At 66.8% G+C, this 25,545-nt stretch carries 30 protein-coding genes and 1 tRNA gene; 15 read left to right on the plus strand and 16 right to left on the minus strand.

Features of this window, described 5'->3' with window-relative positions:
- Nucleotides 1-69: 69 nt before the first annotated feature.
- From AC0VX6_RS00400 to AC0VX6_RS00410, 3 genes are all read right to left on the minus strand, one after another.
- Complete coding sequence (locus AC0VX6_RS00400) at nt 70-444, minus strand: VOC family protein (RefSeq protein ID WP_061082871.1); 375 nt, start codon at nt 442-444, stop codon at nt 70-72.
- Between the two features lie 74 nt (nt 445-518).
- Entirely contained in the window at nt 519-722 is a 204-nt protein-coding gene (locus AC0VX6_RS00405) for a hypothetical protein (protein ID WP_475467084.1), read from the minus strand.
- Nucleotides 723-749: 27 nt separating this feature from the next.
- A complete protein-coding gene (locus tag AC0VX6_RS00410; protein ID WP_475467085.1) occupies nt 750-995 on the minus strand; it encodes a winged helix-turn-helix domain-containing protein in 246 nt (81 codons plus the stop codon).
- A gap of 208 nt (nt 996-1,203) precedes the next feature.
- Here AC0VX6_RS00410 and AC0VX6_RS00415 point away from each other — a divergent pair, with 208 nt between their 5' ends.
- Nucleotides 1,204-1,506, plus strand: coding sequence for a hypothetical protein (locus AC0VX6_RS00415; RefSeq protein ID WP_274975657.1), 303 nt, complete (start codon nt 1,204-1,206; stop codon nt 1,504-1,506).
- Nucleotides 1,503-1,736 carry a hypothetical protein gene (locus AC0VX6_RS00420; protein ID WP_274975658.1) on the plus strand — a complete coding sequence of 78 codons (234 nt, stop codon included), beginning with the start codon at nt 1,503-1,505 and terminating at the stop codon, nt 1,734-1,736. Before AC0VX6_RS00415 ends, AC0VX6_RS00420 begins: the two co-directional genes overlap by 4 nt.
- Nucleotides 1,737-1,984: 248 nt before the next feature.
- Here the strand turns inward: AC0VX6_RS00420 and AC0VX6_RS00425 are convergent, their stop codons facing one another.
- The 9 genes from AC0VX6_RS00425 to AC0VX6_RS00465 form a co-directional block, all read right to left on the minus strand.
- Nucleotides 1,985-2,278, minus strand: coding sequence for a hypothetical protein (locus AC0VX6_RS00425; RefSeq protein WP_475467087.1), 294 nt, complete (start codon nt 2,276-2,278; stop codon nt 1,985-1,987).
- Between the two features lie 2 nt (nt 2,279-2,280).
- Complete coding sequence (locus AC0VX6_RS00430; protein ID WP_475483709.1) at nt 2,281-2,520, minus strand: hypothetical protein; 240 nt, start codon at nt 2,518-2,520, stop codon at nt 2,281-2,283.
- Between the two features lie 408 nt (nt 2,521-2,928).
- A complete protein-coding gene (locus AC0VX6_RS00435) occupies nt 2,929-3,423 on the minus strand; it encodes a hypothetical protein (protein ID WP_475483710.1) in 495 nt (164 codons plus the stop codon).
- Between the two features lie 559 nt (nt 3,424-3,982).
- Nucleotides 3,983-4,240 (minus strand): hypothetical protein, encoded by a 258-nt coding sequence (locus tag AC0VX6_RS00440; RefSeq protein WP_013156266.1) that lies wholly within the window; start codon nt 4,238-4,240, stop codon nt 3,983-3,985.
- 455 nt (nt 4,241-4,695) lie between these two features.
- Nucleotides 4,696-5,307, minus strand: a complete 612-nt coding sequence (locus tag AC0VX6_RS00445) for a HEPN domain-containing protein (protein ID WP_130395967.1) — start codon at nt 5,305-5,307, stop codon at nt 4,696-4,698.
- A 10-nt stretch (nt 5,308-5,317) separates the two neighbouring features.
- A complete protein-coding gene (locus AC0VX6_RS00450) occupies nt 5,318-6,505 on the minus strand; it encodes a GmrSD restriction endonuclease domain-containing protein (protein WP_475467093.1) in 1,188 nt (395 codons plus the stop codon).
- 138 nt (nt 6,506-6,643) lie between these two features.
- Nucleotides 6,644-7,108, minus strand: a complete 465-nt coding sequence (locus AC0VX6_RS00455; RefSeq protein ID WP_475467095.1) for an NUDIX hydrolase — start codon at nt 7,106-7,108, stop codon at nt 6,644-6,646.
- 32 nt (nt 7,109-7,140) lie between these two features.
- A complete protein-coding gene (locus tag AC0VX6_RS00460; RefSeq protein ID WP_475467096.1) occupies nt 7,141-7,689 on the minus strand; it encodes a flavoprotein in 549 nt (182 codons plus the stop codon).
- Nucleotides 7,682-9,094 carry a helix-turn-helix domain-containing protein gene (locus tag AC0VX6_RS00465; RefSeq protein WP_475467098.1) on the minus strand — a complete coding sequence of 471 codons (1,413 nt, stop codon included), beginning with the start codon at nt 9,092-9,094 and terminating at the stop codon, nt 7,682-7,684. Before AC0VX6_RS00465 ends, AC0VX6_RS00460 begins: the two co-directional genes overlap by 8 nt.
- Before the next feature lie 414 nt (nt 9,095-9,508).
- Here AC0VX6_RS00465 and AC0VX6_RS00470 point away from each other — a divergent pair, with 414 nt between their 5' ends.
- The 9 genes from AC0VX6_RS00470 to AC0VX6_RS00510 all read left to right on the plus strand — a co-directional run bounded on the left by AC0VX6_RS00470 (nt 9,509) and on the right by AC0VX6_RS00510 (nt 16,923).
- Nucleotides 9,509-9,832 (plus strand): hypothetical protein, encoded by a 324-nt coding sequence (locus tag AC0VX6_RS00470; RefSeq protein ID WP_475467099.1) that lies wholly within the window; start codon nt 9,509-9,511, stop codon nt 9,830-9,832.
- Nucleotides 9,829-10,260 (plus strand): hypothetical protein, encoded by a 432-nt coding sequence (locus AC0VX6_RS00475; protein ID WP_475467101.1) that lies wholly within the window; start codon nt 9,829-9,831, stop codon nt 10,258-10,260. Before AC0VX6_RS00470 ends, AC0VX6_RS00475 begins: the two co-directional genes overlap by 4 nt.
- A gap of 227 nt (nt 10,261-10,487) precedes the next feature.
- Entirely contained in the window at nt 10,488-11,228 is a 741-nt protein-coding gene (locus AC0VX6_RS00480; protein ID WP_370011038.1) for a GntR family transcriptional regulator, read from the plus strand.
- Nucleotides 11,229-11,344: 116 nt separating this feature from the next.
- Nucleotides 11,345-11,755 (plus strand): plasmid replication, integration and excision activator, encoded by a 411-nt coding sequence (locus AC0VX6_RS00485; RefSeq protein WP_475467102.1) that lies wholly within the window; start codon nt 11,345-11,347, stop codon nt 11,753-11,755.
- Between the two features lie 104 nt (nt 11,756-11,859).
- Nucleotides 11,860-12,114, plus strand: coding sequence for a hypothetical protein (locus AC0VX6_RS00490; RefSeq protein ID WP_475467103.1), 255 nt, complete (start codon nt 11,860-11,862; stop codon nt 12,112-12,114).
- Nucleotides 12,111-13,532, plus strand: a complete 1,422-nt coding sequence (locus AC0VX6_RS00495) for an FtsK/SpoIIIE domain-containing protein (protein ID WP_475467105.1) — start codon at nt 12,111-12,113, stop codon at nt 13,530-13,532. The genes AC0VX6_RS00490 and AC0VX6_RS00495 overlap by 4 nt, the downstream gene beginning before the upstream one ends.
- 256 nt (nt 13,533-13,788) lie before the next feature.
- Nucleotides 13,789-15,495, plus strand: a complete 1,707-nt coding sequence (locus tag AC0VX6_RS00500) for a replication initiator (RefSeq protein WP_475467107.1) — start codon at nt 13,789-13,791, stop codon at nt 15,493-15,495.
- Complete coding sequence (locus AC0VX6_RS00505; protein ID WP_013156279.1) at nt 15,492-15,701, plus strand: helix-turn-helix transcriptional regulator; 210 nt, start codon at nt 15,492-15,494, stop codon at nt 15,699-15,701. The genes AC0VX6_RS00500 and AC0VX6_RS00505 overlap by 4 nt, the downstream gene beginning before the upstream one ends.
- Nucleotides 15,702-15,723: 22 nt before the next feature.
- The gene (locus tag AC0VX6_RS00510; RefSeq protein ID WP_475467109.1) at nt 15,724-16,923 is read left to right on the plus strand and encodes a tyrosine-type recombinase/integrase; all 1,200 of its coding nucleotides are present in this window, start codon (nt 15,724-15,726) and stop codon (nt 16,921-16,923) included.
- 123 nt (nt 16,924-17,046) lie between these two features.
- Here AC0VX6_RS00510 and AC0VX6_RS00515 read toward each other — a convergent pair.
- A tRNA-Ser gene (locus AC0VX6_RS00515) sits at nt 17,047-17,135 on the minus strand.
- 144 nt (nt 17,136-17,279) lie between these two features.
- Between AC0VX6_RS00515 and AC0VX6_RS00520 the strand changes: the two genes are divergently transcribed.
- On the plus strand, nt 17,280-17,738 hold the full coding sequence (locus AC0VX6_RS00520) for a hotdog fold domain-containing protein (protein ID WP_475469227.1): 459 nt from the start codon (nt 17,280-17,282) through the stop codon (nt 17,736-17,738).
- Nucleotides 17,739-17,998: 260 nt separating this feature from the next.
- On the plus strand, nt 17,999-19,141 hold the full coding sequence (gene dnaN / locus AC0VX6_RS00525; RefSeq protein WP_274978009.1) for a DNA polymerase III subunit beta: 1,143 nt from the start codon (nt 17,999-18,001) through the stop codon (nt 19,139-19,141).
- Nucleotides 19,142-19,353: 212 nt separating this feature from the next.
- On the opposite strand, the gene AC0VX6_RS00530 is transcribed toward dnaN, so the two are convergent.
- From AC0VX6_RS00530 to AC0VX6_RS00540, 3 genes are all read right to left on the minus strand, one after another.
- Nucleotides 19,354-20,157 (minus strand): DUF2786 domain-containing protein, encoded by an 804-nt coding sequence (locus AC0VX6_RS00530; RefSeq protein WP_274978010.1) that lies wholly within the window; start codon nt 20,155-20,157, stop codon nt 19,354-19,356.
- An 87-nt stretch (nt 20,158-20,244) separates the two neighbouring features.
- Nucleotides 20,245-20,664 carry a hypothetical protein gene (locus AC0VX6_RS00535; protein WP_248772971.1) on the minus strand — a complete coding sequence of 140 codons (420 nt, stop codon included), beginning with the start codon at nt 20,662-20,664 and terminating at the stop codon, nt 20,245-20,247.
- Nucleotides 20,665-20,860: 196 nt separating this feature from the next.
- Entirely contained in the window at nt 20,861-21,373 is a 513-nt protein-coding gene (locus AC0VX6_RS00540; RefSeq protein WP_274975671.1) for an NUDIX hydrolase, read from the minus strand.
- Between the two features lie 864 nt (nt 21,374-22,237).
- On the opposite strand from AC0VX6_RS00540, the gene AC0VX6_RS00545 reads away from it, so the two are divergent.
- Together AC0VX6_RS00545 and AC0VX6_RS00550 are read left to right on the plus strand one after the other, a co-directional pair.
- On the plus strand, nt 22,238-22,423 hold the full coding sequence (locus tag AC0VX6_RS00545; RefSeq protein WP_274975672.1) for a hypothetical protein: 186 nt from the start codon (nt 22,238-22,240) through the stop codon (nt 22,421-22,423).
- Nucleotides 22,424-22,555: 132 nt separating this feature from the next.
- Nucleotides 22,556-25,543 carry an AfsR/SARP family transcriptional regulator gene (locus tag AC0VX6_RS00550; RefSeq protein ID WP_475467111.1) on the plus strand — a complete coding sequence of 996 codons (2,988 nt, stop codon included), beginning with the start codon at nt 22,556-22,558 and terminating at the stop codon, nt 25,541-25,543.
- The last annotated feature ends 2 nt before the right edge of the window (nt 25,544-25,545 follow it).

The raw sequence follows: 25,545 nt of genomic DNA on the forward strand, positions 1-25,545 counted from the left end.
CCGTAGGCACCCGTCCGGGCGCCCCCGGACGGGTTAGGCGTCCCTGGTGCCTCAGGCAGCTCAGGCAGCTCAGGCGCCTCCTGCGGCGTACTCCAGGCAGAACGGGTGCCCGGCGGGGTCGGCGTAGACCCGGAACAGATCGCGGGGGTCGTCCTCGGCGACCGCGAGCCTGCGCGCCCCGAGCGCCAGCACGCGCTCCTCGGCCGCCTCGATGTCCTCCACCCAGACGTCGAGGTGCGCCTGCTGGGGCCGCTCGGGGTCCGGCCACGCCGGGGCCTTGTGGTCGGGCGCGTGCTGGAAGGCGAGCCGCGGCCAGTCCTCCCCGACCACCACCCAGTGCTCCTCGCGCTTGGTGACGGGGAGCCCGAGCAGCTCGGCGTAGAAGTCCGCGAGCGCGCCGGGGTCGGGGCAGTCCAGGGCGATGGTGTGCAGTCGTCCGATCATGGCTTGCACCTGCCCAGCCGCATCGGAACGATGCGGCGACATGTCGACACGTCACCAGGGCGGTCGGACGCCGGTCACCGCCCGCCGTGGGGCTTCCTCGGTCTGGTGCGGCCGTGGACGGCGATCCCCAGACAGACCAGCCAGGTGATGAGGACGTCCCAGGCGAGGAAGGTCAGCCAGCCGCCCAGGTCGGGGCCCAGCGCGATCCACGCGGCGCTGCACGCGACGAGGGCGATGCTGAGGAGTAGGAACCAGGGGCGCGGCCGCTCAGGGCGCATGTCGTGGGGACTCCCGAAGTCGCAGGACTACTTCCGGAACGTGCCCCGCTGGGGCACGGTGAACACCAGCCCTTCCTCCACGAGTACCGCGATGGCACGTCGCACCGTGGAGCGGGCCAGGCCGTACTGCTGGGTCAGGTCCGTCTCACTGGCCATGCGGCGGCCGGGCTCCCAGTCCCCTCGCGCCATCCGCGCACGCAGGATGCCAGCGAACTGCTTGTACTCCGTGAGCGGCGCTTCCGGGTCGATTTCTGCGTCAGGGTCGAACTCCATGGACACGAAGCTATTCGTGTCGAGTCAAGACCACTTCAATAGATACGTCTGGCGACGTATAGATACGAGGAGATACAAGAAGGTGCTATGAAGCTCCCGCACACAGCGGGGCCCCGCGACGCGCGCCAACGCGTCCGAGGCCGTGGTCAACGCTTTCTGGAGCGCCGACATGCACCACCTTATGGATCTGTTGCCCCTGTTTCTGCGAATGCTTCGTCCGGCGCAGGGCCTCCACGCGGCACCGCGCATCCTCGCCGGAGAACTGCGCGCCGAGGCCCGCAGGCGCCGCGCCTCCCGGGTGCGCCGCTACGCCGCCGATCCCGGCACGGTAGCGAGCGCACCGGCTTCCCCTCCGGTCCCCGCCCCGCGCCCGGCGCCCGACGACGCCCGGCGTACCCCGCTGCCTCCGGTCGAACCGCCGGAGGCCCTCGTACGCGGCTACTACCTGGCCCACGAGGCGCGGCGTCGGCCGGTGGGGGACCTTCTGGCGGGTCTGGGGGTGATTTCGTGAGTGTGCCGATTCCGCCGGACCGTCTCGGGCCCGCGCCCGGATCGGACACCGCCACGGACCTGTACGACACCCTGTCCGAGGCACTCCGGACGCGACCGCATCACGCCGGTGAGGCCTACGCGGCGCTGCACGAGGCTGATCGATTGCTGTCGCTGCTGGACGTCCACCTGCGCGCGGGCGGGCCGCTGCCCGAGCCGTGGCGCACGGCAGGCGGTCGCCGCGAAAGGTAGCGACCGGGACCTGCGAAGAACACCTGTGGTCGACGAAGGTTTCCCGACGAACTGGCAGATGGGATAGGGGCCCTCGGCTCCGCGGGGTTATGGGATACGAACCCACGAAACCCTGCTGTACCGAGGGCCTTAACCATCTGTCGACAAAACGACGAATCGGCTGGTGGGCGGGTGCGTGGACACGGCGGCGGAGGTCATCCCGAGGATGGTGTGGAGGAGCGAGATGCGCCCTTGCTGACGCGCGCGGTCTACTCCCGATGTGACTCCGGGCCGTCGTCGCCCGGGGTGCCGCCATTCCCGCGTCGCCGTGCGGCAAGGGCGTCCTCGCGGTCCTGCCTGCGGAACCTGAGTAGGTAACCGAGGCCCGTCACGCCGAAGCCCAACGCGGCCACCGCATTGGCCCACGCCGCCCATGTGGGGCCGTCCAAGGCGAAGCGGCCCACGGCCTGGAACGCCCATGCCCCGCCAGCCACCAGGTTGCACCAGATGAGGAAGGGTCTCATCCACCCGGACGGAACCCGCTGCTCTGGCTGACGACGCATGACTACAACTCCTCGTGCGGGCGGGCGGCGCGGTGGCGTCGTCGCCGGTACAGCAGAAGTAGCACGTACACCTGGACTCCGAGCGCGGCGAGGACCAACAGAGCGCAGAACGTCAGGAAGCCGTAGTTTCCGTTTGCGTAAGCCGAGGTGCCGCCGGACAGCATGGCCACCATGCCCAGGAACGGGCTGAGCAGGTGTACTGGCCGCACATGGTCGGGGGAGTCATCAGCGATGGTCCTCACGGAACCTTCCGTGTTCACTGCCGGTGCGGTCCACTGCTGGCCCGAGTGGACGGTGGAACCGGGTCAGCCAACCCGGCTGCACCGGCCGGTGAAGCCGGGGAATGGACCGCGAGCCGACAAGGGGGTGTGTATCCGGTCGCTCTTCCCGAGAACTACCTGTCTCGCTCCGGGGCAAACCGGAACAGCCGAGGGGTCTTGGCGACCTGTCGACAAACCGACCAGCTGCGTCGTGGCGTCCGGTCCGATCAGAGGGGCCCTTGAACGGAACGTCTACCCATCAAAGTTTCTATCCTTTCCTTGAACCGGCGAGCCGACCTATGGCCTGTGCCGGTGCGCAAAGGGTTTCCGGCGGTCCCAGCTTCTTTCCGGAGTCCCACACATACTGAGTGCGCGCTGCGACGGTGCCGTCTACGGCTCAGGCCAGAACTGCGCCAGGTACTGCTCGCGACCTTCGAGGTCGCGCTTGGCGGCGGCGAAGCCCGATCCGCGTATGTCGTCGAACCTGTCGAAGAGAGCCATGTAGGCCTCGCTGACCAGGCGGCGGTTGCGGTGCGCGATCCGAATCCGGTAGCGGCCCGGTGCGGGGAGGGTGAGCAGGTTGTGCTGTGCTCCGTACGTCAGCTCGCTGACGCCGATCACGCCGCTCGGAAGGGTGACGGCTGTGGTGTGGTCAGCCTCCCACTCCCCGCCCAAGGTGGGAGGTTCAGATCGCCAGGACTCCAGGTCGAGGCGGACGCGGAGGTTGGTCTGGAAGCTGCGGAGGAACACGGAGCGCTCACCGACGCTGAAGTCGTCGTGTCCGGGCAAGGGAGCATCCGGCTCATCCTGAGCGCAGTCGATGATCTGGAAGATTCCGTAATCGGGGTAGACGAGGGCGTAACGCGTGCATAGAAGGCGACTCACAGCGCTCTTCCGTCCCTGTAGGAGGCATGGGACACCGAGAGTAGGTTCTGCTGCCGTCAGAACGCCTTGTGGGCCATGGCTACGTACGCGCCCGGCCCCCGCACCGTCTGTTTCCGCTCCCACGACGCCCGGCCCGGCCCCAAGCCCGGAAATGCCGAGGACCGGTGGGCCCGAGCCATGTCATGGCCCAGACCCATCGGCCTCGGCCACTGCGGAGGGTGTGGGATTTGAACCCACGAAGTCCCGTTGTGCCGAGGGGCCCTGACGACCTGTCGACAAACCGACGAAACGCCTTGTGAACTGCGCGGATGTTCCGAGGGCTTCCCAGCGCTTCCGGCCTCTTCTCGGAGCCATGTGCGATGAATGTGCGATGCGGTGAAGCGTGTTCCTGTGGTCCTGGCTGCACGCACGGATGGTGGTGACGTCCTTAGCTTGGGAAGCCGAGAACACCTATGGCGGCTGACCTCGCGCCTCTCCTGCCCACGCTGATGTGGGCTGTCTGATCGTGATTCCCCATGGTTCCCCGGCTTTGCCTGCTCCGTGTGGCACGGAGCCGGGACTACTGCTCGGTTCGCATGGAGGGTCGGAAGACGTCGGCGTTGAGCATGGAGAGGTAGACCCATGGTGGCTTACCGTCTTCCCGTATTCGGGCGACGACGGCGCTCGTCTCGGTTCCGATGGCCGGGTAGTCCTCGGGTTCGGCCCGTGGGTGTGGGGAGTCGATGACACCCCCGTCCACTGATGCGCCGATGTGTTCGTGACCGATGATCTGGACCAGGACTCCCCACGGCTCGTGGCTCGTGACCTTGATCCGCACGAGGTCTCCTGGGGCCAGGCCGAGCGTTCGACTACTGAGGAAGCTGTCCGGCTCCGTGACCACTCGTGCCGTCCTTCCAATAGCCCGGTTCGGTGGGACCTGTCCGGCCCACTTGATGAACCAGCTATACACCCCGGCCACAGCGGAGGGTCACCACGGTTTCGGGCCGAGGTGCCCGGTAGCGCTGGTGGCGACCGCCCAAGACAGTCGTACTCCGCTACCGGGTGCCTCGGGATCTGAGCACGTCATCAACCGATTTCGTCCGAACGGCAACCGTTCGTCTGCGGGCCGCGTCATGATGCCAAGTAGTACGGCCGTTGGCCGCGCTCGGGACCGGGCGGCAGCCCGCAGCCCGAGCGGCGGCCAGAGGCCGCCGCGACGGCGCTTGCGCCGTTGCCTTGATTTCATACAGCACAATTCGGCAGTGCCTATTATTTGACCCTGAAAAGGGGAGCCTAATTTGCCACTTTCGACCCTAGAAGGCTTGTTAGCAAGTGTATTTTTTCGGATACATTTCCAACAAGCTCCTGTGCTTGACGTGGGTATAGTTCCAAGGTTGCAGACTTTGGCACGGAAGAACGGTGAGCCAAGTCGCCTCTTTTTGAACCCAGTGCCTCGAGGTGAATTATTAGCTCGTTGCAGCTATCGGTTACTTCGTCCTCGGTAAATCCTAGAGGGTTGGTGAGTGTGAGAATATTTTTCTTTTTAATTCCGTTATTTGCCGAAATGAGTTTCTTATAGTGGCCGATGGCTGCCATGCACAGATCGTGGTGACTTTTCTTTGCGTAGTCCCCTTGGAGCTTTTTTGAAAAAGAAATAAATAGGTGGGTAAAGCAGGCTCTGATGCTTGGGTCGCCTGCATTCGGTGTAATTGCTCGGGCAAACGAGAGAAATTGGTCCTCTATGAATTCTTCAATGTGGGCGTGTGCGAGAATAACGTAGGAGTTTATTAGCAGGCGGGATCTGTCATCTAACTCATCAGGTGGATGTATGCTCGATATTTCAGGTGTCAAGAAAACAACACGTAATTTTTCTATGTCAGATTTTAGAAGAGCAGAAGGTCCCATCGGATGCCCACTATCGAACGTTGCTTGGAGTAGGGACGTTCAAGCCAAGTACCGTTTCGAGGGATTTAGCCCAAGTTGTAAAACGCGTTTTTGTTGCCTGGAGGCTCTTGGTTGTGGTAGTTACTGCTTTGATGAAATCGGGATCATCGACACAAATATTTTTAAATACGGTCTTCACTTCCTCGGGCTTTTGGAGTGCCTTTTCTCGGACCTCAGGGCTGCTTAGTGTGTAAATTTGAATATCGAAAACAGCTCGGTTAAAAGATCGCTCCCATCGGTTGCCGGACCACTTGTGGCAGGCAGCCTCTTCTCCGAATATCGCACAAGCTGCGGCGATAGCTAGCTCCATCTCATTGAATTTTTTCTCTATTTCTGATTTCTTTTCTTCCCATTTGTCGTTGTAATATTCGCAGACTTTATCCAAAAATTCTTTTAGATTTCCTCGATATTCGACATCTTCTGTTTGGAAGGCCACGTATCGAGTGAATAGTTCTGCATCCATCATTCGGCGGTCCGGTCCTGGGTTGCCAAGAATAACTTGCAAGTGACGACTCTTGCTGGACTTTTCTTCGGCGTAGTCGGTGAAGCCTCCCGGAACAAGGGCCTGGCGCAGTTCTTGGGGCGACAGGGGAACGCTGCCAGTATTAAGTCTCAGGAACAGTGTGAAAAGGAAGTTCTCGGACTCCCAATTTTTGATTGTTACTGTGCGAATGGTGTGATTTTCAAAAGCGTCAAAAACATCCGGCCGTTCGCTTTCTAGCTTTTGAATATCAAACCCCTTCAAGTCGGGAATTACTGAGAGGGCGCCCAGTTTGTACGAAGTGAATTCCTCATCGGAAGGGTTGCCTTGGCCTGCATAGAACTGACGAAGCGCTAGCAATCTCTGCTTTCCATCGATGACAAAATAGTGGCCGGGCTTATTTTTCTTTTCGGCTAGGACGATTTGAGGAATGGGGTAGGATAGAATCACTGATTCAATAAAACGGCTTTTAGTGGGAGATACCCAAGCGGATCGACGCTGGAATTTCGGGTTAAGGTCAATCCTTCCTTTCCTCATTTGGGTTACGATTGTTTCAACTGTCCAATCTGTTGCCGAAACAGTTGCATGGGCTGCGCTAAGGCGACCCAAAACGTCATCTTCGCCCTCGCCAGATTCTTCTGAAATGGGTATAGCGATCTGTTCTGGGGTGCTCGACATTCGGTGTGCTCCTTGGCTTATGCCTGGGTAGATGATTGTAGTGTACTGGTATTTTCCATTGTGTCAATAGCTAGCAGGCGTAGACGTGCACTAGCTGCGGCAAGCCGTGAAATAACTTATAAATCTATTTTATTCTATTCATTTAGCTTCTTTTTTCTGGTTAATATGTACTCCGTTGTGGGTGCGGACGTGAGGGTTATCTGGATTCAAGGCATCCAGTAGGCGAATTGCGTAGACCTCGCCTATGTGCTTCTGGACTTCGTTTGAAGTGAACCAATTGACGTCGGTCGCTTCGGAAGTTGGGCGCTCCTCGCCGCCAGATGGCTTGCAGCGGAAGACCAGGGCCACCACTCCACGGGCCATGTTCTTGTAGACGCCCGTGAGCTGTTCCACCTCAACGTGGATGCCGGTCTCCTCCAGGACTTCGCGGACAACACCCTCCTGCGGGGTCTCGTCCAACTCCAGCACGCCGCCCGGCGGCTCCCAGTTGCCGTTGTCCCTGCGCTTGATCACCAGCATCCGCCCGTCCTCGCGGATGACGGCTCCCGCCACGGAAACGGAGTGGAGCGGGGTTGGTGAGCGTCCGTCGCTGTCGCGGTTCATGCGTTGCAGACCTGAGTTCCAGTTCTACTGCTCTAGAGAGAGTTCTCCGTCTGGTCTAGAGCAAGCCGCCATGGGAAGGTATCGAACGCGCTCGTTCCGCTTCCGGCTTCGTGAGGGACGAACGCATCTTGTCCGATCAACACGGACACCTCTTCGGCCCGGAGCTTCCTGACGCTCTCTCGGAACGGGGCTCTGCTGGCGTAGGCGGAATTTAAGAACGGGAGGATGACGGTTGGCACGCCGAGGCCGATGGCCTCGTTCACCACGTCCAGGACGTAGTTGTCGGCGATCCCGTTGGCCAGCTTGTTGATCGTGTTGAAGGTGGCCGGGGCGATGATGATGGCGTCCGCCTTGGGAGAACGCGGGTCTCCCGGAGCGCGGTGCTGGCTCCGCACCGGCCTGCCGGTCTGCTTCTCCAGCGCCTCGACGTCGATGAAACTCACCGCCGATGGTGTGGCCATGACCTGAACGGTCCAACCCTGCTCCTGGGCCAGATCGACCAGCTTGCCGACATTCGAAGCCGGACCTGCCGCGCACACCACCACGTAGAGAGTCTTCTGCTCACTCACTGAGTCAGGCACCGACCCTTTCCGCTAGTTCGCTGACGTTGTCGTACAGGTGACCACTCGCCCGGGTACGGATGTCGTTAATCAACTGGTGCACCACCGGACGGGCGGTCAGCTCCTCGCTCGCCATCTCCTCGGCGTTGCGCAACGCGTGGTAGGCGTGCTCGGTCTTGCCCCACTGCTGATACGCACGGGCCGCGTCGATGAACAGCGTCACCCGGCGTTCCATCACGTCGATGTTGTCCAACCGCACCTGGCGCGCGTAGTCGATCGCGCTGCCCGCGTCGCCCAACTCGACGGCCGCGCTCACCCGATGCAGCAGGACGTTGGTCGGCCCGAAAGCGGTCCACTGGTAGTTGAAATCCCCGCCGAGCCGTTCACCCGCGTCGCTGGCCTCGTCGAGCAGGCTGAGAGCCTGGCCCCGGTTTTCGCGCTTAGCCGCAGAGACCGCGCCGCTCAGCAGAAGCGACCCGTACACCGACAGGGATTCCGGCGTGGCCTCGTCGGTGGCGCTGTCCACCCGTTCGGCGGTGCTCGTCGCCAGTTCCGTCGCCGCCTTGTAGTGGCGCTCACGCATCAGTGCTCGGGCGAACGCCCTGGCGCTCGCACCCACGACCGCGGGGTTCTCGCTCGCCTCGGCCGCGCGCATGCTTCGGTCGGCTGCGAGGTAGGACAGACCGCGCTCCTCGCACTTGAGCAGGAGGCTCGCCGCCACGTGGTACGCCTCCGCCCGAAGCGCGTGCATCCGGGAGAGGTCGTCGTCTTCGGCACCGGACACCGCGTCATCCAGGCCGCGCAGCAGTTCGGGTAGCCCTTTGGCCACCGCCGTGTAATGGCACGCCTGGTATCCGGCCTTGGCCGCGTGCGTCCGCTTGGCGAGCTCGTCGAGACTCGTCGCCGCTCGCACAGCCGACCGACGACCTCCCGCGTACCTGGTGAGTGCTGCTGCGATCTCGTCCATGTCCAGCACTGAACCTGTGGTGGCCTGGAACAGGGCGGTTCCGGCCAGTCCGACGAATGCGCGACGTCGCACCTTCTCATCCTCCCCCGGGCCCGGGCTCCTGGGTGCGGGTCGCCTCGGTGGTGCCGAGGACTCCGCGCTGTCGGATCCAGTGAACGTGCCGGGGTTCTTCGGTGCAAGGCCGAACAGCATCCGCGCGCGGTCGGGCATCCCGAAGCCGTCGGCGATCCGTTCGTACACCTCGAAGGCCGTGACGGTCTTGCGGCCGTTCAGTACCTCGCTCACCCGCCCCTGTGAGAGGCCGGTCGCCGCCGAGATCGCCATCTGGCTCGCACCGCCGTACTGGCGCCCGAACCGGAAAAGTGCCTGGACATCGCGCCTTCTCAGGAACTCCGCCGTGTGCTCGCGTTCCCATGCCCACGACGGGATGGTGATCCGGCTCGTCGGGTGGCCCGGCATCGTGACTCCTCGGCGGTGCGAGTGCAGGGGGGACGGCCAGTATCCCCCCTTGTCATCCCGAGGAGGAATGGGTTTCGGGAAACCGAATCGGGATTGTTGGCCTCATGGACAGCAGCAGCGCAACCACGTGCAGGTCATGTCGCGGACGGGGCTGGAAGTCCGTCCGCCCTCGGCGCTTGGTCGTCGTTCGGGTCCCCTCCGATACGGAGCCGACCAGGCGTACCGCGATGTGCCCCTTCTGCAAGGGGACGGGACAGGTCTCCACCATGGCGTCTCCGTCCCACGGCAGTGGTCTCGCCTGCTGACCCATGACAAGACAGACCCCCGCGACGCGGTGGAAGGCGTCCGGGGGCGCGGCCAACCTGAGGAAAGCAGGCTGACGTGAGCGACCTTATCGCCCTGATTCGGGCTTGGGTGACTCTGATTCGACCGGAACGACACGGCAGGCACCACCGCACCGGCCCCCGGGCCTACTACCTGCCCGCACCCGCGCGGGCGGAGCTGTGGCCCGCACCGGACCCCATCGTGATGGACACGGGCGACCCCCGCGCCTACTTCCTCCCACGCGGCCCCTACGCCCACCTGGAGCACCGGCGCCGCGCACAGCGGGCCGAACGTGACCGGCGGGGGATCGACCTGCTGGTGCAGATCGCGCGTTCGACTCCCGCCCTCGACGACATGGCCGAGTTGCGTGACCTGGTGCGCACGGCCATCGCGGTCGGGGCGGTGCGGCGATGACCACCGAACCCTCTGCGCCGATCGCCGACCGGGAGACCCTGACGGCTTGGGCGCGGGAACAGGGCGTGCGGGTGCGGATCTCCGCCGAGGACTGGGACTCCATCACCTACGAAGCCCTCTCCACCGGCCCGGACGGAACCCCGCTGGTGGAACGGTACCGGTGCGTGCTGCCCGCGTCCCTCGCGCTGCGGCGTCTGCGGCTGACCTACGTCGTCGGGCTCTGCCACGATGCGGGCGGGGCGGCGTGCAACCACGTCCGCCGGGTCGTGCCTCCGGTGCTCTCGGCCTCCGAGTCGGCCGCCCGTCATGACGTGGCGCTGGTCGCGGCGGCGCTGGTGGAGTCCGAGCGCCGGGCGGTGTGCGGGGCGACGGTGGACAACCTGACCGTGTACACCGTGCAGCGCGCCCAGGACTGGCAACCCTTCTGAGGGTCCTTCCTCCGGCGCTTCTGTGACCCCCGCGTGCCCTGATGTCTCTTCGAGACCACGGGGCCCAGGGCACGCGGGTCCCTTCTTCGCGGCGACGTGCACGCCTGGGGGTGTGCTTCCCGCCGTGTCCTCTGACCAGTGGTGGGGGTTCATATGTGCCCCCACCTGCTGACAGAGACGACCGAGAACAGTAAGCTACTCGACCATACGAGTACTAGAGTCACCAGGTGGACATCATGTCGAGTCTGGAGTTCGCTCCGCCCAAGTACGTGCAGATCGTGCGGGCGATTCAAGAACGCATCGAGGACGGTACCTATCCGGTGGGGGAGATGCTTCCCTCCGAGTCGCGGATGGTGCGCGAGTTCGGGGCCGGGCGCTCCACGGTGGTGCGGGCCTTGCAGATTTTGAGCATGCAGGGGTGGATCGACCGTGAACACGGGCGCGGGTCCTTCGTGCGCGGTGTCCCGCAGCAGGGCTCCGAGCGCTCCCACGCGGGGGCCAGTGCCTTCGACGCCTCCGAGGAGGCCAAGCGCAACCGCATCCTGACCGCTGGACGTGCCCCGGCCTCCGCTGCCGTGGCTGAGGCGATCGGTGTGCCCGAGGGTTCCCCGGCGATCATGCGTCAACGCCTGGTCCTGGACGAGGGCGAACCGAGTGAGCTGGTCACCCTGTGGTTCCCCCTGGACGTGGCCGAGGGCACCGACCTGGGCGAGACGCAGCCGATCAGCATCGGCGCACGCGAACACGTGCAGATGGTCAAGCAGCTCAGGCCCTCCAAGGTCGTCGAACGGCTCTGCGCACGCCTGGCCACCGACGTTGAACGCGAACCCCTGGGGCTGGACGAGGGGACTCCGGTCCTGGGCATCACCGCGCGGATACTCGATGCCTCCGGGGGCGTGATCGCCGTCGCTGAGGTGGTGCTCCCCGGTGACCTGCACGAACTGGAGGACTCCTACCCGGCCGTGTAGACGCGGCTCCAAGACCGGTCACATATCCACTTGTCCGGACGAGTGTGGCCGGTTATTCTTAGGCCCCACTCGACCGGTCAAGTAGTTGAGTGAACATCACGAGGAAGGTTGATCAGATGGCTATTCAGGGTGCGTTGCCGGTGGCGTTCGGGACGGTGTTCCCCCACGGTGCGTTCGCGTTGGGGGTGGAGGCGATCACCGACTTCGAGACCAAGCGGCCCCAGCTCGACAAGGACACGGGCCTGCCGCTGTGGGCGGTGGACGTGATCGACGCCGACCCCGAAGCGCGGGGCAAGGCCAAGAGCGTGAAGGTCAAGGTCGCCGCCGAGGTCTGCCCGACCCTGCCGGACGAGGTGCCGGGGCTGCCGTTCCGGCCGATCGAGTTCGAGGCGATGGCGGTCATGCCCTACGTGGACGACTCGGGCCGTCGTCCCCGGGTGGCGTACTCGCTGCGCGCCCGTGGCGTGAAGGCTCCCGGGGGCGTGGCTGGTGGTCGCCGCGCTCCGGCTGCGAAGGACGCCGCCTGACCCCCGGCATGTAAGCGGGGCGGCCTGGTGCTGGAACACCTCGGCCGCCCCTTGAACCCCTCCCCAAGCCGTTGCACAAGCTTCGTGAAGAGGTGTCTCCAAGTATGTCCGATTACCCCCGTGACCTGTCCGGGCACAGCGGCCCCGAACTGGTCCGCCTGCTGCTGGACGCGACCAACCCCCCGCCTGCTACCGACACCGAGCGTGCGGAGTTCTTCGACTTCAAGGCCCGGGTGTTCGCCACCCTGGCCGATCGGGAGGAGAACCCCACCGCCGCGACCTTCGCCGCCCGTGCCCGCTCCGACCGTGACCGGCTCCTGGCCCAGACCGAGAACGAGAACGGCGGTGGCCAGCGATGATGCGCCAACCCAAGGTGGGGGCCGCTCAGTCCTCCCCGACCCTTCCCACCCCCGCGCAGGGGGTGCGGTGGACCACTCCCATCGTGGAAACCCCCGGCATCGTCGTGCTGGCCTCCTGGATCTGGCGGCTGGTGCGCTTCCTTCTCACCCTGCCGTTCCGGTTCCCGGTCATGGTCGTCTGCCTGACCGTCTCGTCGGGGGCCTGGTGGTGGCTGGACTGGTCCGGCCTCGCCTGCCTGTGGGGCGTGGCTGCCGTGGTGTCCCTGCTGTGGTGGCGGGCCTGGCCAGACTCCTACCGCGCCTGCGTCACCCTGCGTCTGCTGGCGTGGTGGCGGCACCTGTTCGTGTACCGGCGGCACTGGCAACCGGTGTTGGTGATCTCCGGGCTGGCCGAGTCCTACCAGGAACGCCGCTACCTGCCCCGCGTCCGGCGCGTGCGGTGCAACTCCTGGGCCGACTACGTCCGGGTGTCCCTGGTGGCCGGAACTTCCCCGGCCGACTTCGAACACCGCGTCACCGAGCTGGCGCACGGCTTCGCCGCCCCCTCCTGCCGCGTGGTGGTCAACGGGCCTCGGGACATCACCTTGGAGTTCCCCCGCCGCGACACCTTGGCCGAACCCCTCGACGCCCTGCCCGTCCCCGACTCCCCGGACCTGGACGCGCTCCCGGTCGGACAGCGCGAGGACGGCTCGCCGTGGCTGTTGCGGTTGCACGGAACCCACGTGCTCGTGGTGGGGGTGACCGGGGCCGGCAAAGGCTCGGTGATCTGGTCCACCATCCGCGCCATGCTCCCCGCCCTGTCAGACGGCACCGCGCAGGTGTGGGCGATCGACCCCAAGCGCATGGAACTGGCCTACGGCCGCGACCTGTTCACCCGCTACGCGGATACCGGCGAATCCGCGGTGGCACTACTCGAAAAGGCAGTAGCGCAGATGCAGGAGCGCGCCGAACGCTACGCGGGCAAACAGCGCTCCCACGTGGCCACGGTCGATGACCCGTTCGTGGTGGTGCTGCTCGATGAGGTGGCGTTCCTGACCGCCTACCACCCGGATCGGGACGTGCGCCGTCGCGCGGAGAACGCGATCGCCACGTTGACCTCGCAGGGGCGTTCGGTCGGCTTCGCGGTCCTGGCGGCGTTGCAGGACCCGCGCAAGGAGGTCATGAACCTGCGCAACCTCTTCCCGGACAAGGTCGCCCTGCGCCTGGACGAGGCGTCCCAGGTGGACATGGTCCTTGGCGAGGGAGCACGCGAACGCGGGGCGGAAGCCCACCTGATCGACCCCGCCCTTCCCGGGGTGGCCTACGTCCGCCTGGAAGGCTTCCCGGCCCCGGTGCGAGTGCGGGCCGCCTACGTCTCGGACGAGGACATCACCGCCATGGCCGAGGGCTACGGCGTGGGTTCTTGGAAGGCCGAGTGATGAGCAAGGTATTCGCGTCGGGCCTCGATGTAGACACGCCTTTCCTGAACCACTCGGACTGTGCTGACTATGGCCCAGAGCGCCGCTATGACCAGGGCACCCGGCCGTCCGACCATGTACAGAGCGTGGACGCCCAGGAAGACCAGGATGATATTCGCGGCAAGGAGAACTGCCCACACGGTGAGAGGCCACTTGCGTGGTGGTTGGGGTTCCATGCGGTGGGGGCCTTCCGCTCTGTGGTTGTGGGGGTGGGCTGATGCCGACGCCTACCGGTAAGACAACCCGGGCCGAACGCCTCGCGCAACCGCTGGCCCGTGAGGTGGCCGAACAGGTCGCCGCCGACCACGGGGTGTGCATCCGCCCGGTGTCCCTTCGACGCACGAACCTCGCCACCGGTGCCACCGAGGTCATCGACGTTCCGTGCGGGTCCACCCTGGAATCCCGGTGCCCGGCCTGCGCCAAGAGGAAGCGCAGCCTTCGCCGCTCCCAGTGTGAAGAGGGCTGGCACCTGGCCACTGAACCCGTGGCGGAACCCGACCCGCCCACCGAACAGCAACGGGCCTGGGTGGAACAGCGTGCGATGGTCACCGCCGAACGGGACCGCCTCGCCGCCACGGGATCGGCCTCGGCCGAGGAACTGTCCGCGCTGGATGCGGCGATCGCGGACCTGGACGAGGAGATCACCGCCTCCGGGCTACGCGGTTCGGTCACCCGCTCCGGCGACTCCTCGGGCTCGTCGGGGTCGCGTCGGGTGCGCTCGACCAAACGCCGTCAGGACGTGCCCGACCTGCCCAAGCGACCCATGACGAGGAAGACGGTCGGGCGGGCCTTCACCGATCCTGCCTCGGGGAAGGTGTTCCGTCCGTCGCTGTTCATCACGCTGACGTTGGACTCCTACGGGCGGGTGCGCTCGGACGGAACCCCGGTCGATCCCTCGACGTATGACTACCGGCGTGCGGCTCGGGACACGTTGCACTTCTCCAAGTTGGTGGATCGGTTCGTGCAGAACCTGCGACGGGTCGCGGGGTTCGATGTGCAGTACTTCGCGGCCGTGGAACCCCAACGGCGTCTGGCTCCGCATCTGCACATGGCCACCCGGGGCACGATTCCCCGGGCTGAGCTGCGCCAGATCGCTGCCGCGACCTACCACCAGGTGTGGTGGCCTGCCGCCGACCGCGTCGTCTTCGAGGATGACCACCTGCCCGTGTGGGACGAGGACAACAGCATCTACCTCGACCCCACTACGGGGGAAGTGCTGCCCACCTGGGATGAGGCGCTGGATGCTCTGGACGAGGAACCAGACGCCGAACCCTTCCACGTGGTGCGGTTCGGGAAACAGGTGGACGCCAAGGGAGTCGTAGCTGGCTCGGAGGACGCCGCCCGGTGTGTGCGCTACCTGGCCAAGTACCTGACCAAGGACATCGCCGACTGCCATGTGGCCGAAACGGTCCGGCAAGAACAGCACGTGGACCGGCTCCTCGACGCCCTGCGCTTCGAGCCGTGCTCGCCCCGGTGCTCCAACTGGCTGCGCTACGGCATCCAACCCGACCAGGCCAAGGCCGGACAGCGCCCCGGGTTCTGCCGGTCCAAGGCTCATCGCCGCGAACACCTGGGCTACGCGGGCCGCCGCGTCCTGGTCTCGCGCAAGTGGTCCGGCAAGACCCTGGCCGATCACAAGGCGGACCGGCTCGCCTGGGTCCTCAACGCCCTCGGAATTAACGGCGTTAATAGCGACCCCGCCAACGAGGACCAGGCGGACGAGGACAACCCGCGTCCCCCGGCGCTGGCCTCGGTCTCCTCGGGCTCCTTCGAATGGGAACTGGCCAAGCTCACGGACCCCGACGTGGCCCCTCGGGAGCAACGCCTTCTCCGGGCGGTGGGCGAAGCACTCAAACGCCGCGCCCAGCTCGACGCGGCACGGCGGAACGATCTTTCGGCAACCCACGGAAGCAGGACGGCATGAGTGCGACGACGGCGACCCCGGCCGTTCCGGAACAGCGTCGGGACCACGGCCTGTGGTCGGTGAAGGACACGGCCTCCTTCCTGCGCGTGCCGCCCAAAACGCTCTACGAGTGGCGCTACAGGGGCGACGGTCCGCCCTCCCACCGCGTCGGCCGGTACGTGCGCTACGTGCCCGCCGAGGTCCACGCCTGGGTCCTGGCCCAGTAACCCACGGAAAGGAGACACCCCCATGGCTCGCGCGTGGGTCTACGACCGCACCAAGGACAGGGCGTACGCGGAGGCGGTGAGCAAGGCCAAGGCGTCCAAGCGCACTCCGCCCGGCCGGTGGTGGGTCCGCTACTACGACCCCTCCGGGAGGATCAAGAGCGGCGGCGTCTTCCAGAAGAAGCCGGACGCGGAGAAGAAGCGGACCGAGATCGAGAACAGCCTTCACGAGGGCTCCTACCGCAACCCCCACGACGCCAAGGTCACCGTGGCGGAGATGGCTGAGAAGTGGCTCATCACCCGCACGGACATCAAACGGTCCACGTGGTGGCAGTACCGGGCGGTCCTGGACAACCACGTGCTGCCGCGCTGGGGAGACCTGCGCCTCTCGGCAGTCCACGCCGAGGACGTGGCCGTGTGGGTGGCCCGTCTCCAGAAGCCCCGGGACGAGGGCGGTAGCAACCTGGGGGCCTCCCAGACCCGGCACGCGCACGTCGTGCTGTCGATGGTCCTGGGCTGGTGCGTCCCCCGGCGTATCCCCTTCAACCCGGCCAGGGGCGTACCGCTGCCCAAGCCCAGCGAGGCCGAACACGTCTACCTCGACCACGCCCAGGTGGAGGCGCTGGCCGACGCCTCCCTGACGCTGCGCACCAAGTACGGCCAGGAACTCGCCTCGGCCAGGGTGAGCCGGGCTCTCGTCCTGCTCCTGGCCTACACCGGCATGCGGTGGAGCGAGGCCGCCGCGCTGCGCGTGGGGCGGGTGGACCTGGACCGGCGGCGGGTCCGGGTCGTCGTGACCTTCGCCGAGGTGGACGGCAGGCTCGTCGAACAGCCTCCGAAGAACGGCAGGTTCCGGACCGTGCCCGTTCCCCGGTCCCTCGTCCCCGAACTGCGGTCCTTCGTGGAGGGCCGTCCGGTTGACGCGCTGGTCTTCACCACCAGGCGGGGCGCCCCGCTGCGCATCCGGAACTGGCGCAACCGTGAGTTCGCCCTGGCGGTGAGGGCGGCCGGACTCGACGGGATGGGGCTGACCCCCCACAAGCTCCGGCACACCGCCGCGTCCCTCGCCATCGCGGCCGGTGCGGACGTCAAGGTCGTGCAGGCCATGCTCGGCCACAAGACGGCGACGATGACCCTGGACCGGTACGGGCACCTGTTCCCCGACCGTCTGGACGAGGTGGCCGACGCGATGGACGCCGCCCGTCTGCGGGTCCTCGCCGCCTGACCGGTGAACGGCGAAGGCCGGTGGCTACCCGGGCCGTGTGCGATGAATGTGCTACGGGCCCGGACCACCGGCCTTCGCCGTGTTCCGTGGAAGGCTCCCACCTGGGGAAACTCCCCGATTCTGCGGAGGGTGTGGGATTTGAACCCACGAAGTCCCGTCAAGGACTTGGTGCTTTTCAAGAGCACTGCACTCGGCCGCTATGCGAACCCTCCCCGCGGAGAGCGAATCTCCGCCACGTCATGGTAGCCCACACCCCTCCGCCCGCGCGGCCCGCCCGGGGACACGTTCGCGTCCACCGGTCCCCGGGGGGTGGCGCACATAGGTTACTCGAAAGTAACATGAGCGCCATGGCACACATGAACCCCGAGACGGCGGATGCGGTCAAGGTCGGCTTCCTGGCCGCGGTCCCCTTCGTCCGGACCCTCGGCCTGACCTTCACCGAGCTGGACCACGGGCGCGCCGTCATGCGCCTGCCCGACAACGCCGACCACCACAACCACGTCGGCGGCCCCCACGCGGGCGCCATGTTCACCCTGGCCGAGTCCGCCTCCGGCGCCATCATCATCGGCACCTTCGGCGACCAGCTCGACCGCGCCGTACCCCTGCCGACCACCTCCACGATCGACTTCCTGAAGATCGCGATGGGCGACCTGACCGCCGAGGCCGTCCTGGGCCGCCCGCGCGAGGAGATCATCGCCGAGCTGGACGAGGGCAGGCGCCCCGAGTTCCCCATCAACGTCGAGCTGCGCACCGAGGACGGCACCGTCACCGGTCGCATGAGCATCACCTGGACCCTGCGCCCCAACCGCAAGTAGCGCCACTGGAGCCACAACCGTCACGTTCCCGGCCGGGCCCGCTCGCGCTCAGCGCCCGGCCGGAACCCGCGCCGGTGTCGGCCCCGTCCGATTCCCGGGCCCCGCCCTCCGCGAGCCGTGCCCGGTCAGCGCCTCGCAGCTCCTTCTCCCAGGTCGGAACCCGCGCACGGTTCCCTTCAAGGGGAGGCGGGCTGTCGGTGCCACTGGGTACGTTGTCGGCAACGACAGCGCTACGAGGAGGCCTCACCGTGAAACTTCGAGTGGACCGCGACGCGTTCGCCGAGGCGGTCGCCTGGACGGCCCGGGCCCTCCCCACACGGCCCGCCGTCCCGGTGCTCTCGGGTATCCGCATGGAGCTCTCCCCGGACGGCGCCTCCCTGCACCTGTCGGGGTTCGACTACGAGGTCTCCACCCGCGCCTCGGTGGACGTCCTCTCCGAGGAGTCCGGCGCCGCCCTCGTCCCCGGCCGCCTCCTGGCCGAGATCGTGCGCAACCTGCCCTCCGGTTCGGTGCACATCGACAGCGACGGCCCCAAGCTGCGCATCGTCGGCGGCGCCGCGCGCTTCACCCTCATCACCATGCCGCTGGAGGACTACCCCACCCTGCCCGGCATGCCCGGACGCATCGGCTCCGTCGCCGCGGACGCCTTCGCGGCGGCCGTGCGCCAGGTGGCCCCGGCGGCCAGCCGCGACGACACCCTGCCCATGCTCACCGGCGCCTACCTCGACTTCAGCGGCGACACCCTGAGCCTGGTCGCCACCGACCGCTACCGCATCGCCGTGCGCGAACTGTGGTGGAGCCCCGAGGACCAGGGCCTGGACGCGGCCGCCCTGGTGCCCGCGCGCACGCTGAGCGACACCGTGCGCGGTCTGCTCACCAAGTCCAACGTGGACATCGCCCTGTCCACGGCCAGCGGCGGCGAGGGCGTCAGCCTCTCCCCGGGCGAGGGCATGATCGGCTTCGAGAACGGCGAGCGCCGCACCACCACCCGGCTGATCGACAGCGATTTCGTCAAGTACGCCGCCTGGTTCCCCAAGGAGTTCTCCGCGCGCGCCGAGGTGGCCGTGACGCCCCTGGCGGAGGCGGTCAAGCGCGTGGCGCTGGTCGCCGACCGCAACACCCCGCTGCGGCTGGCCTTCTCCGAGGGTGAGGTCGTGCTGGAGGCGGGGTCGGGAGAGGACGCCCAGGCCGTGGAGGCGATCGAGGTCGGCTACGAGGGCGAGCCCCTGCGGCTGGCCTTCCGTCCCGACTACCTCATGGACGGGCTGGCGGGCGTGGAGACCGACACCGCCCACCTCAACTTCACCGAGCCGACCAAACCCGCCGTGTTCACCGACGTGCCGGTCAAGGAGGGGGAGAGCCCCACCTTCCGCTACCTGGTTCAGCCTTTGCGGGTGTCCTGATAAGAGGTTATGGACCCATTCTCAACCGGGCCGCCACCTTATCCACAGAGTTATCCACAGGAGGCCGTTCTTCCTGTGGATAACCCCGGGTAATCGCCCCCAGGAGCACCCGAACCGCCCCGATTGAACTCTCGCATTTCCCCTCTGACATGCGAGAACAACAATCGGGGCGGTTCTGTGCACAGCCTGTGGACAACTTCGCGGAGAGAGGCCTACTCGCTCTCGTTCAGCGCGGACGAACCACCGCTCCCCACCGGCGTGTCCAGCCCCAGTTCGGCCTGGCGCCCCCGCCGGTAGCCCGCCCGGTACCCCGCGGCGCTGTGCGTGCGCTCGGGCCGGTGCTTGCGCAGCTGCGGGAACTGCTTCTGGAACTCCTCGCTCACCCGGTGCACGTCGTTGAGCAGCACCAGTTCCGCGCCGCGGGAGGCGTCCACACTCTCCCCCGGCCCGCCCGATCCGCCCGGCGAGGCCATCTCCTGCAACCGCGCGCGGAACTCGCGGATGCGCTCGGCCACCGCCTGCCCGTAGGCGCGCACGAACGACCGGTAGTAGCGCTTGCGCTCGGTCTCCAGCTCCGAGCGCGTGTAATTGCGCAGCTCCCGGATATCGGCCACGTGCGACGAGCTCATGAACTTCGCGGAGGCCTCCATCTGCATGGAGATCGACGGCAGCAGCATCCGCAGCGCGTCCAGCGCGCTCACCGTGCCCACGAGGATCATGACGCGCTCGGTGTTCTCGGAGTTGTTGCCCCGTACCGCGGACTGGCACCCGTAGGCGGCGGAGATGTCGGCCAGCGCGCGCACCCGTGCCTTGCCGTGGCCCCCCACCCCCGAGACGGTGTAGTCCATGCGGCTGATCGCGTCCGGCGCCTCGCCCCTCTCTACGCGGGCCTCGGCCTCCGCGATCGCGTGGCGGGTCATCAGCTCGGCGGCCTTGGCGGTGAACGCCTGGCTCTCGGCATCAGTAACCGCGGGGTCCTCCGCCATGCGGAGGAGCCCGCGGACCCGCTCGACCATCTTCTGACGAGCAGATTCAGTCATCGGCGCCCGGTTGTCTCCCCTAGGTGAGTATCTGCCTTCCACCATCGGCGGAAGATACCGAGCCTAGGCGTTCTTGTTGCCGACCACCATCGCGATGAGACCAACGGTGATCCAGATCGCCGCCGCGACGAACAGTCCGCCGAACAGACCGCCGATGATCGAGCCGGTGAAGATGCTGACCAGGGCGTACCCCGCGCCGCCGATCCCGGCGGGCACGGCCGCGTACCGGAACGGGTAGGTGGCGGCGTAGCGCTTGCCCCGGCGGTCGGCCTTGCTGCTCATCACGCCGCCCACGCCGCCGATCAGCGAGAAGAAGATCACCGCCGCGGTCAGACCGGAGGCGATCGCGCCCAGGCCCGAGCCCAGGTTGAGGAGGAAGAAGAGGGCACCGCCGGCGGCGCCCCCCAGCACCGAGGTGGTCCAGGGCCAGATCATCGTCGCCGAGGCGACGGGAGTGAATGCGTTACCGCGCTCCAGCGTCATGTCCACTGCTCCAGTCGAATAGCGTGACGACCGCTCTGCGCCGGGCCGTCCCCTTCAGCATGCGGGGCCGGAGTCCGGAGCGCATCAGGGATCCGCCCCTGACATTCCCCCGAGACCGCCCTCCGGCGCCCCGCCCGGATTCCGGTCCGGCCCGGAGGAGCGGGTGCGCGGAAGGCCCCTGCGCAGGGTCCAACGCTCAACCGGTCGCGGAAGTGCCCGGACCGCGGCCGTTCTCCGGGAAGGCCGAGACCAGGTTCGCGTGCAGGCGCGGCCACGCGGCGCGGAACGGCGGCAGCAGCGGGAGCGAGTCGGCGGAGTCCACCGGCACCCAGCGCACCTCCTTGCTCTCGGAGTTGCCCGGCCGGAACGGCGCTAGCGTCGGCAGGCTCGCCATGAACGTGTCGTAGCGCCACACGGTCAGGTCCTCCTCGTGGACGCCGAGGAGGTCGTACCCGTCCAGGTCGCCCTCGACCTCCTCCTCGAACTCGCGCACGGCGGCCTCCAGGGGTGTCTCGTCCCGGTTGCGGGCGCCCCCGGGGATGCCCCAGGTGCCGCCCATGTGGGTCCAGCCCGCCCGGTGCTGGAGCAGTACGTGGCCCGCTCCGGCGGCGTCGGTGGCGTACAGCAGCAGCCCGGCCGCGCCGTAGATCCCCCACCTGCGGGTTCCGTCCGGCAGGTTCACCCAGCCGTTTCCGTCGCCCTCCAGCATCACGTCCTCCAACTTCGCGCCCTCCGGGACCGCCGGTGCCGTCCGATCGGCACGCTCCCTAGCAACCTATGGCCCGACACCGGGCTCGCGCAGCCCTCCTCCCGGTGTACGTGCCCGGTGCCACAGGGAGTTCCCGGCCGAGGGTGTGCGCACGCGGGACGTCGTGACCGTCCGGGCGTGTCGTGCTCCCCCGAAGGGCCGCCGGTCCGGGGGAGTTCGGTACGCGGACGGGGAGGAAGAACGCAAGAGGCACGAAAGGCTTCGCAAGGGAACACGCGTCGCGTCCGCGACGCGGGCTTCCCGGCGGACGGGAACAAACGCGGGCCTCCCGGGGCCGGGGATTTTCCGGATTTCGGCGATGAGGGGAACGTTCGGTTTGTTCCCGCCGTTCTCCGGAAAGCCGGAGACGAAGCGGGAGCGGCCCGACGGAGGGTGTCCTCCCTGGTCGAAGCGCACCCGCGGACGGCGGGCGCGTGGCGCGCGGCGGCCGTCGCACACCAGGTGAACGGACTCTGACCGTCCGCAACCGGCCAATCGCTGGCCCCGGCGGATCCCGGTGGCCGATGATGACGCGGTCCCCGAACCGCTGTCGCCGCACCGGTTTCAGTGCTGAAAGAAGACTGAAAGCGCAGTGGAAGAGGATCTCTCTAGTGTGGAACACGTTCGACGCGTTCGTACCCGCGAGAGGACGGCTCGCGGGTCCGACACAGTGCGACGTTCGTTGGACACATGCCACCCGTGGTGTGCTTTGAGGCGGAACCCGCCACGGGTGGCCAGTCCGCCGGAAGGCGGGGTCCCTTGATGCTTCGTAGACGTAGGGCTACCTTGCGGCTCTACGCGAGTGCCGTGAGAAGAGGAGTCCGAGTGCCGAAGATGCTGACCGTGGACGAGGAGTTCGAGGCGATCGTCGCCGACGTCGCTCCCGAGGCGAAGGCGGTCCCCTACCAGGAGCCGAGCCCGGTGAACCCCCTCCCTGCTGAAGGGAACCCTGAGAAGGCCGTGCCCGCGGAGGCCGCGCCTGCCGAGGAGAAGCCCGCTCAGGAGAAGTAACTCCTTTTCGGCGCAGTCCAACAGTGACTCCGAGTACCGGTGTGGAGGGGGGTACTCGGAGTCATTGGTATGCCCGTATTCCCTATTTCATGCTAATGGCCCTTGCTAGGGTTGCTGCTTGTGGAATTCGGTGTGCTCGGCCCCATCACGGTCTGGGCGGACGGCCGACCTGTTCAGGTCGGTGGTCCGCGCCAGCTCTGCGTGCTGGGGGCGCTGCTGGTCCATCTGGGTCGTGAGGTCACCATCGACCAGCTCATCGGCTACCTCTGGAGCGATGCCCCACCACGTACCGCTCGATCCGTGATCCAGGTGCAGATCTCCCATCTGCGCAGGACCTTTCCGGCCAGCATCTCCACGACCTCCGGTGGCTACACCCTCCAGGTCGACCCGGACTCCGTCGACCTGCACCGCTTCCGGAAGCTCCGCGACAGAGCCGCCACAGCTGAGCCCAAGGCGGCCGTCGAACTACTGGAACAGGCGCTGGAGTGCTGGCGCGGTACCCCTTTCTCCGGAGTCGGCTCGGAGTACCTGGACTACTCCGTCGTCGCCCCCCTGCGTGAGGAGCGTTGGTCCTGCGTTGTCGCCTGGGCCACTCGCGCCTTGGGACTGGGCAGGCACTCGGACGTGGTCACACGGCTGACGTCCCTGGCCAGTGAGGAACCCTTCGGGGAGCGCCTGCACCATCTGCTCATCACGGCCCTGTGGCGTGACAACGAACGGGCCAGGGCGCTCTCCGTCTATGAGGAGTTTCGCACCAGGCTTGCCGACGAACTGGGTGTCGATCCCGGACCGGAACTGGTCGCCCTGCACACCCGGATCCTTCAGGAGGACCTTCCCGAGGACGGGGCGGAGGATCAGTCCGAAGAGGAGACCGGAGAACGCTTCGTAGTACGCAACGACCTTCCCAGGGACCTGCCCGACTTCACCGGTCGCCATGAACCGTTGCGTCAGCTGGACGAGGCGGCCCGTGCCGGAGAGGACCGTGCCCAGGTCTGTGTCATCACGGGCAGCGGCGGTGAGGGGAAGACGACCACCGCGGTCCACTTCGGTTACGAGGCGGCCAAGCGCTACCCCGACGGGCTGCTGTTCATCGACCTGTACGGGTACACAACGGACCGGGAGCCGCTGGACGCCGCCTCCGCCCTCGGTGCCCTGCTCCGCGCGGTGGGCATCGAATCCGAGGCCGTCCCCGAGTCCCTCGACGAGCGTTCCGCGCTGTGGAGAGCCACGCTCATGGGACGCAGGGTCCTGGTGATCCTCGACAATGCGTTGAGCTATGCCCAGGTCAGCCCGCTTCTGCTGTCCTCCCCGGGGTCGATGACCCTCATCACGACCCGCAATGAACTCTCCGGCCTCAGCGGCGCCCGCTTCTTCTCCCTCGGGGTGTTCGACGAACATTCCTCCCTGGAACTACTCGGGCGTGTCCTGGGTGACGAACGCGTACAGCGAGAACTGGGGCCGGCGCGTGAGATCATCCGGATCTGCGGCGGGCTCCCCCTCGCCCTGCGCGTGGTGGCCGGCCGTATGCTCAGCCGACCCAAGTGGTCGTTCGGGCACGTCGCCCGCCGACTCGGCGAACAGAACCGGAAGTTCCACGAGCTCCAGGTCGAAGGCCAGAGCGTCGAAGCGGCCATCGACCTGTCCTTCCAGAGCCTCAACCGGAATCAGAGCCGTACGTTCCTCCTGCTGGGCCTGATGATCGGCAACACGATCGATCTCGGCGGCGCGGCCGCCCTCCTGGACATGTCCGTGGAGGACGCCGACGACATCCTCCAGGAGCTGGTCGGGGTGTGCCTGTTGGAGGAGCCCCAGGGGGACGTGTACCGCCTGCACGACCTGATCGGCGCCTTCTCACGGGACCGAGCGGCCACGGCGCTACCCGGCAAGGAGATCGACGCCGCCAGGCTCCGCCTGGCAGAGCAGTACATGGCGACCGCCCAGCGGGCCGCTGACCTCCTGGCCCCGCGCGCACACGACGATGTCGAGGTGAACCCCGTTTACCGCATCGAGTTGTCTGGACGGGAGGACGCGGAGAAGTGGTTCACCCTCCACCAGGAGAACCTGTCGGACACGATCGAGTACTTCGCCTCGCAGGACAACGGCGAGTACGCCTGGCGGATGGCCGACGCGGTGTGGCGCTTCTACGCCCTCCACGGCCAGATGGGTCTGTTGATCAGTTCTCATCAGCGAGTACTCCAGATCAGTGACAAGCAGGGAAACCGGCGTGGGCGCGCGGTGACCCTCATCGGGCTGGGTATCGCATACTGCCTCTCAGGACGCTTCGAGGAGTCCCTCGGGCTTCTCACCGAGGCCCGGGACCTGCTCACAGCCCTCGGTGACAGCAGAGGGATCATCCGAGCGCTGGCCAACCTGGGTGTGGTCTACGAGCGTGTCGGACACCTCGCCGACGCTGCTGAGGCATTCGAGGGAGTGCTCGACCATGCGATCCAGTTGGGGGACGCCCGTCTGGAGGCGTTGCAGTGGGGCAACCTCGCCCTTGTGAAGCAGGCACTCGGGGAATACGCGGAGGCGTTGCACTGTGCTGGGCAGGCCGCGGCGAAAGTCGTCGGTGAGGACCAGAACGAAGCCAGGATCCAGGCGAAGCGCGTCATGGGAGAGGCCCGTACCGGCCTGGGAGAGCTGGAGGCCGCCTTCTCGGATCTGAACGAGGCGCTGGGGCTGTCCGTGCACCTGCATCTGGTGGGCAACCAGATCTATGTGCACAACGCCCTGGGCATAGCCCACCGGGCAGCGGAGGCCTGGGACGAGGCCGTCGAGTCCCACACCGAGGCTCTCGCGCTCGCGGAGAGGTCGGGTCACCGCAGCGGCGACGCCGAGATCCGCGTCGACCTGGGGATGACCTACGCGGCCGCCGGACGCCACGGTGAGGCCCTGGACGAGCTGGAGAGGGCCCACGCCGTCGCGGTCGAGCGCAGCGAACGCTTCATGGTCGCCCGTGCCGCGCTCGCCCTCGGACGCCTGCCCGCACCGGTCATGGCCGCGGACCGGGCGCGGGGGTTCCTCAGCGAGGCCGAGGAGATCTTCACCGAGCTGGGGCTGGCCGAGGCGGAGCAGGCCAGGAAGGCCCTGGAGGACCACCCGCCCGCGTCGCTCGGCTGACG

The organism is Nocardiopsis sp. iso_25 (genome assembly GCF_056173305.1).

Excerpts from the sequence above, each read along its gene's own strand:
- AC0VX6_RS00410 (WP_475467085.1), bottom strand. The coding sequence starts at position 995 with ATGGAGTTCGACCCTGACGCAGAAATCGACCCGGAAGCGCCGCTCACG.
- AC0VX6_RS00465 (WP_475467098.1), bottom strand. The coding sequence starts at position 9,094 with ATGCCGGGCCACCCGACGAGCCGGATCACCATCCCGTCGTGGGCATGG.
- AC0VX6_RS00510 (WP_475467109.1), top strand. The coding sequence starts at position 15,724 with ATGGCTCGCGCGTGGGTCTACGACCGCACCAAGGACAGGGCGTACGCG.
- AC0VX6_RS00495 (WP_475467105.1), top strand. The coding sequence starts at position 12,111 with ATGATGCGCCAACCCAAGGTGGGGGCCGCTCAGTCCTCCCCGACCCTT.
- AC0VX6_RS00530 (WP_274978010.1), bottom strand. The coding sequence starts at position 20,157 with ATGGTCGAGCGGGTCCGCGGGCTCCTCCGCATGGCGGAGGACCCCGCG.
- AC0VX6_RS00415 (WP_274975657.1), top strand. The coding sequence starts at position 1,204 with ATGCTTCGTCCGGCGCAGGGCCTCCACGCGGCACCGCGCATCCTCGCC.
- AC0VX6_RS00475 (WP_475467101.1), top strand. The coding sequence starts at position 9,829 with ATGACCACCGAACCCTCTGCGCCGATCGCCGACCGGGAGACCCTGACG.
- AC0VX6_RS00520 (WP_475469227.1), top strand. The coding sequence starts at position 17,280 with ATGAACCCCGAGACGGCGGATGCGGTCAAGGTCGGCTTCCTGGCCGCG.
- AC0VX6_RS00505 (WP_013156279.1), top strand. The coding sequence starts at position 15,492 with ATGAGTGCGACGACGGCGACCCCGGCCGTTCCGGAACAGCGTCGGGAC.
- AC0VX6_RS00535 (WP_248772971.1), bottom strand. The coding sequence starts at position 20,664 with ATGACGCTGGAGCGCGGTAACGCATTCACTCCCGTCGCCTCGGCGACG.
- AC0VX6_RS00450 (WP_475467093.1), bottom strand. The coding sequence starts at position 6,505 with ATGTCGAGCACCCCAGAACAGATCGCTATACCCATTTCAGAAGAATCT.
- AC0VX6_RS00485 (WP_475467102.1), top strand. The coding sequence starts at position 11,345 with ATGGCTATTCAGGGTGCGTTGCCGGTGGCGTTCGGGACGGTGTTCCCC.
- AC0VX6_RS00490 (WP_475467103.1), top strand. The coding sequence starts at position 11,860 with ATGTCCGATTACCCCCGTGACCTGTCCGGGCACAGCGGCCCCGAACTG.
- AC0VX6_RS00500 (WP_475467107.1), top strand. The coding sequence starts at position 13,789 with ATGCCGACGCCTACCGGTAAGACAACCCGGGCCGAACGCCTCGCGCAA.
- AC0VX6_RS00405 (WP_475467084.1), bottom strand. The coding sequence starts at position 722 with ATGCGCCCTGAGCGGCCGCGCCCCTGGTTCCTACTCCTCAGCATCGCC.
- AC0VX6_RS00425 (WP_475467087.1), bottom strand. The coding sequence starts at position 2,278 with ATGCGTCGTCAGCCAGAGCAGCGGGTTCCGTCCGGGTGGATGAGACCC.
- AC0VX6_RS00445 (WP_130395967.1), bottom strand. The coding sequence starts at position 5,307 with ATGGGACCTTCTGCTCTTCTAAAATCTGACATAGAAAAATTACGTGTT.
- AC0VX6_RS00455 (WP_475467095.1), bottom strand. The coding sequence starts at position 7,108 with ATGAACCGCGACAGCGACGGACGCTCACCAACCCCGCTCCACTCCGTT.
- AC0VX6_RS00400 (WP_061082871.1), bottom strand. The coding sequence starts at position 444 with ATGATCGGACGACTGCACACCATCGCCCTGGACTGCCCCGACCCCGGC.
- AC0VX6_RS00540 (WP_274975671.1), bottom strand. The coding sequence starts at position 21,373 with ATGCTGGAGGGCGACGGAAACGGCTGGGTGAACCTGCCGGACGGAACC.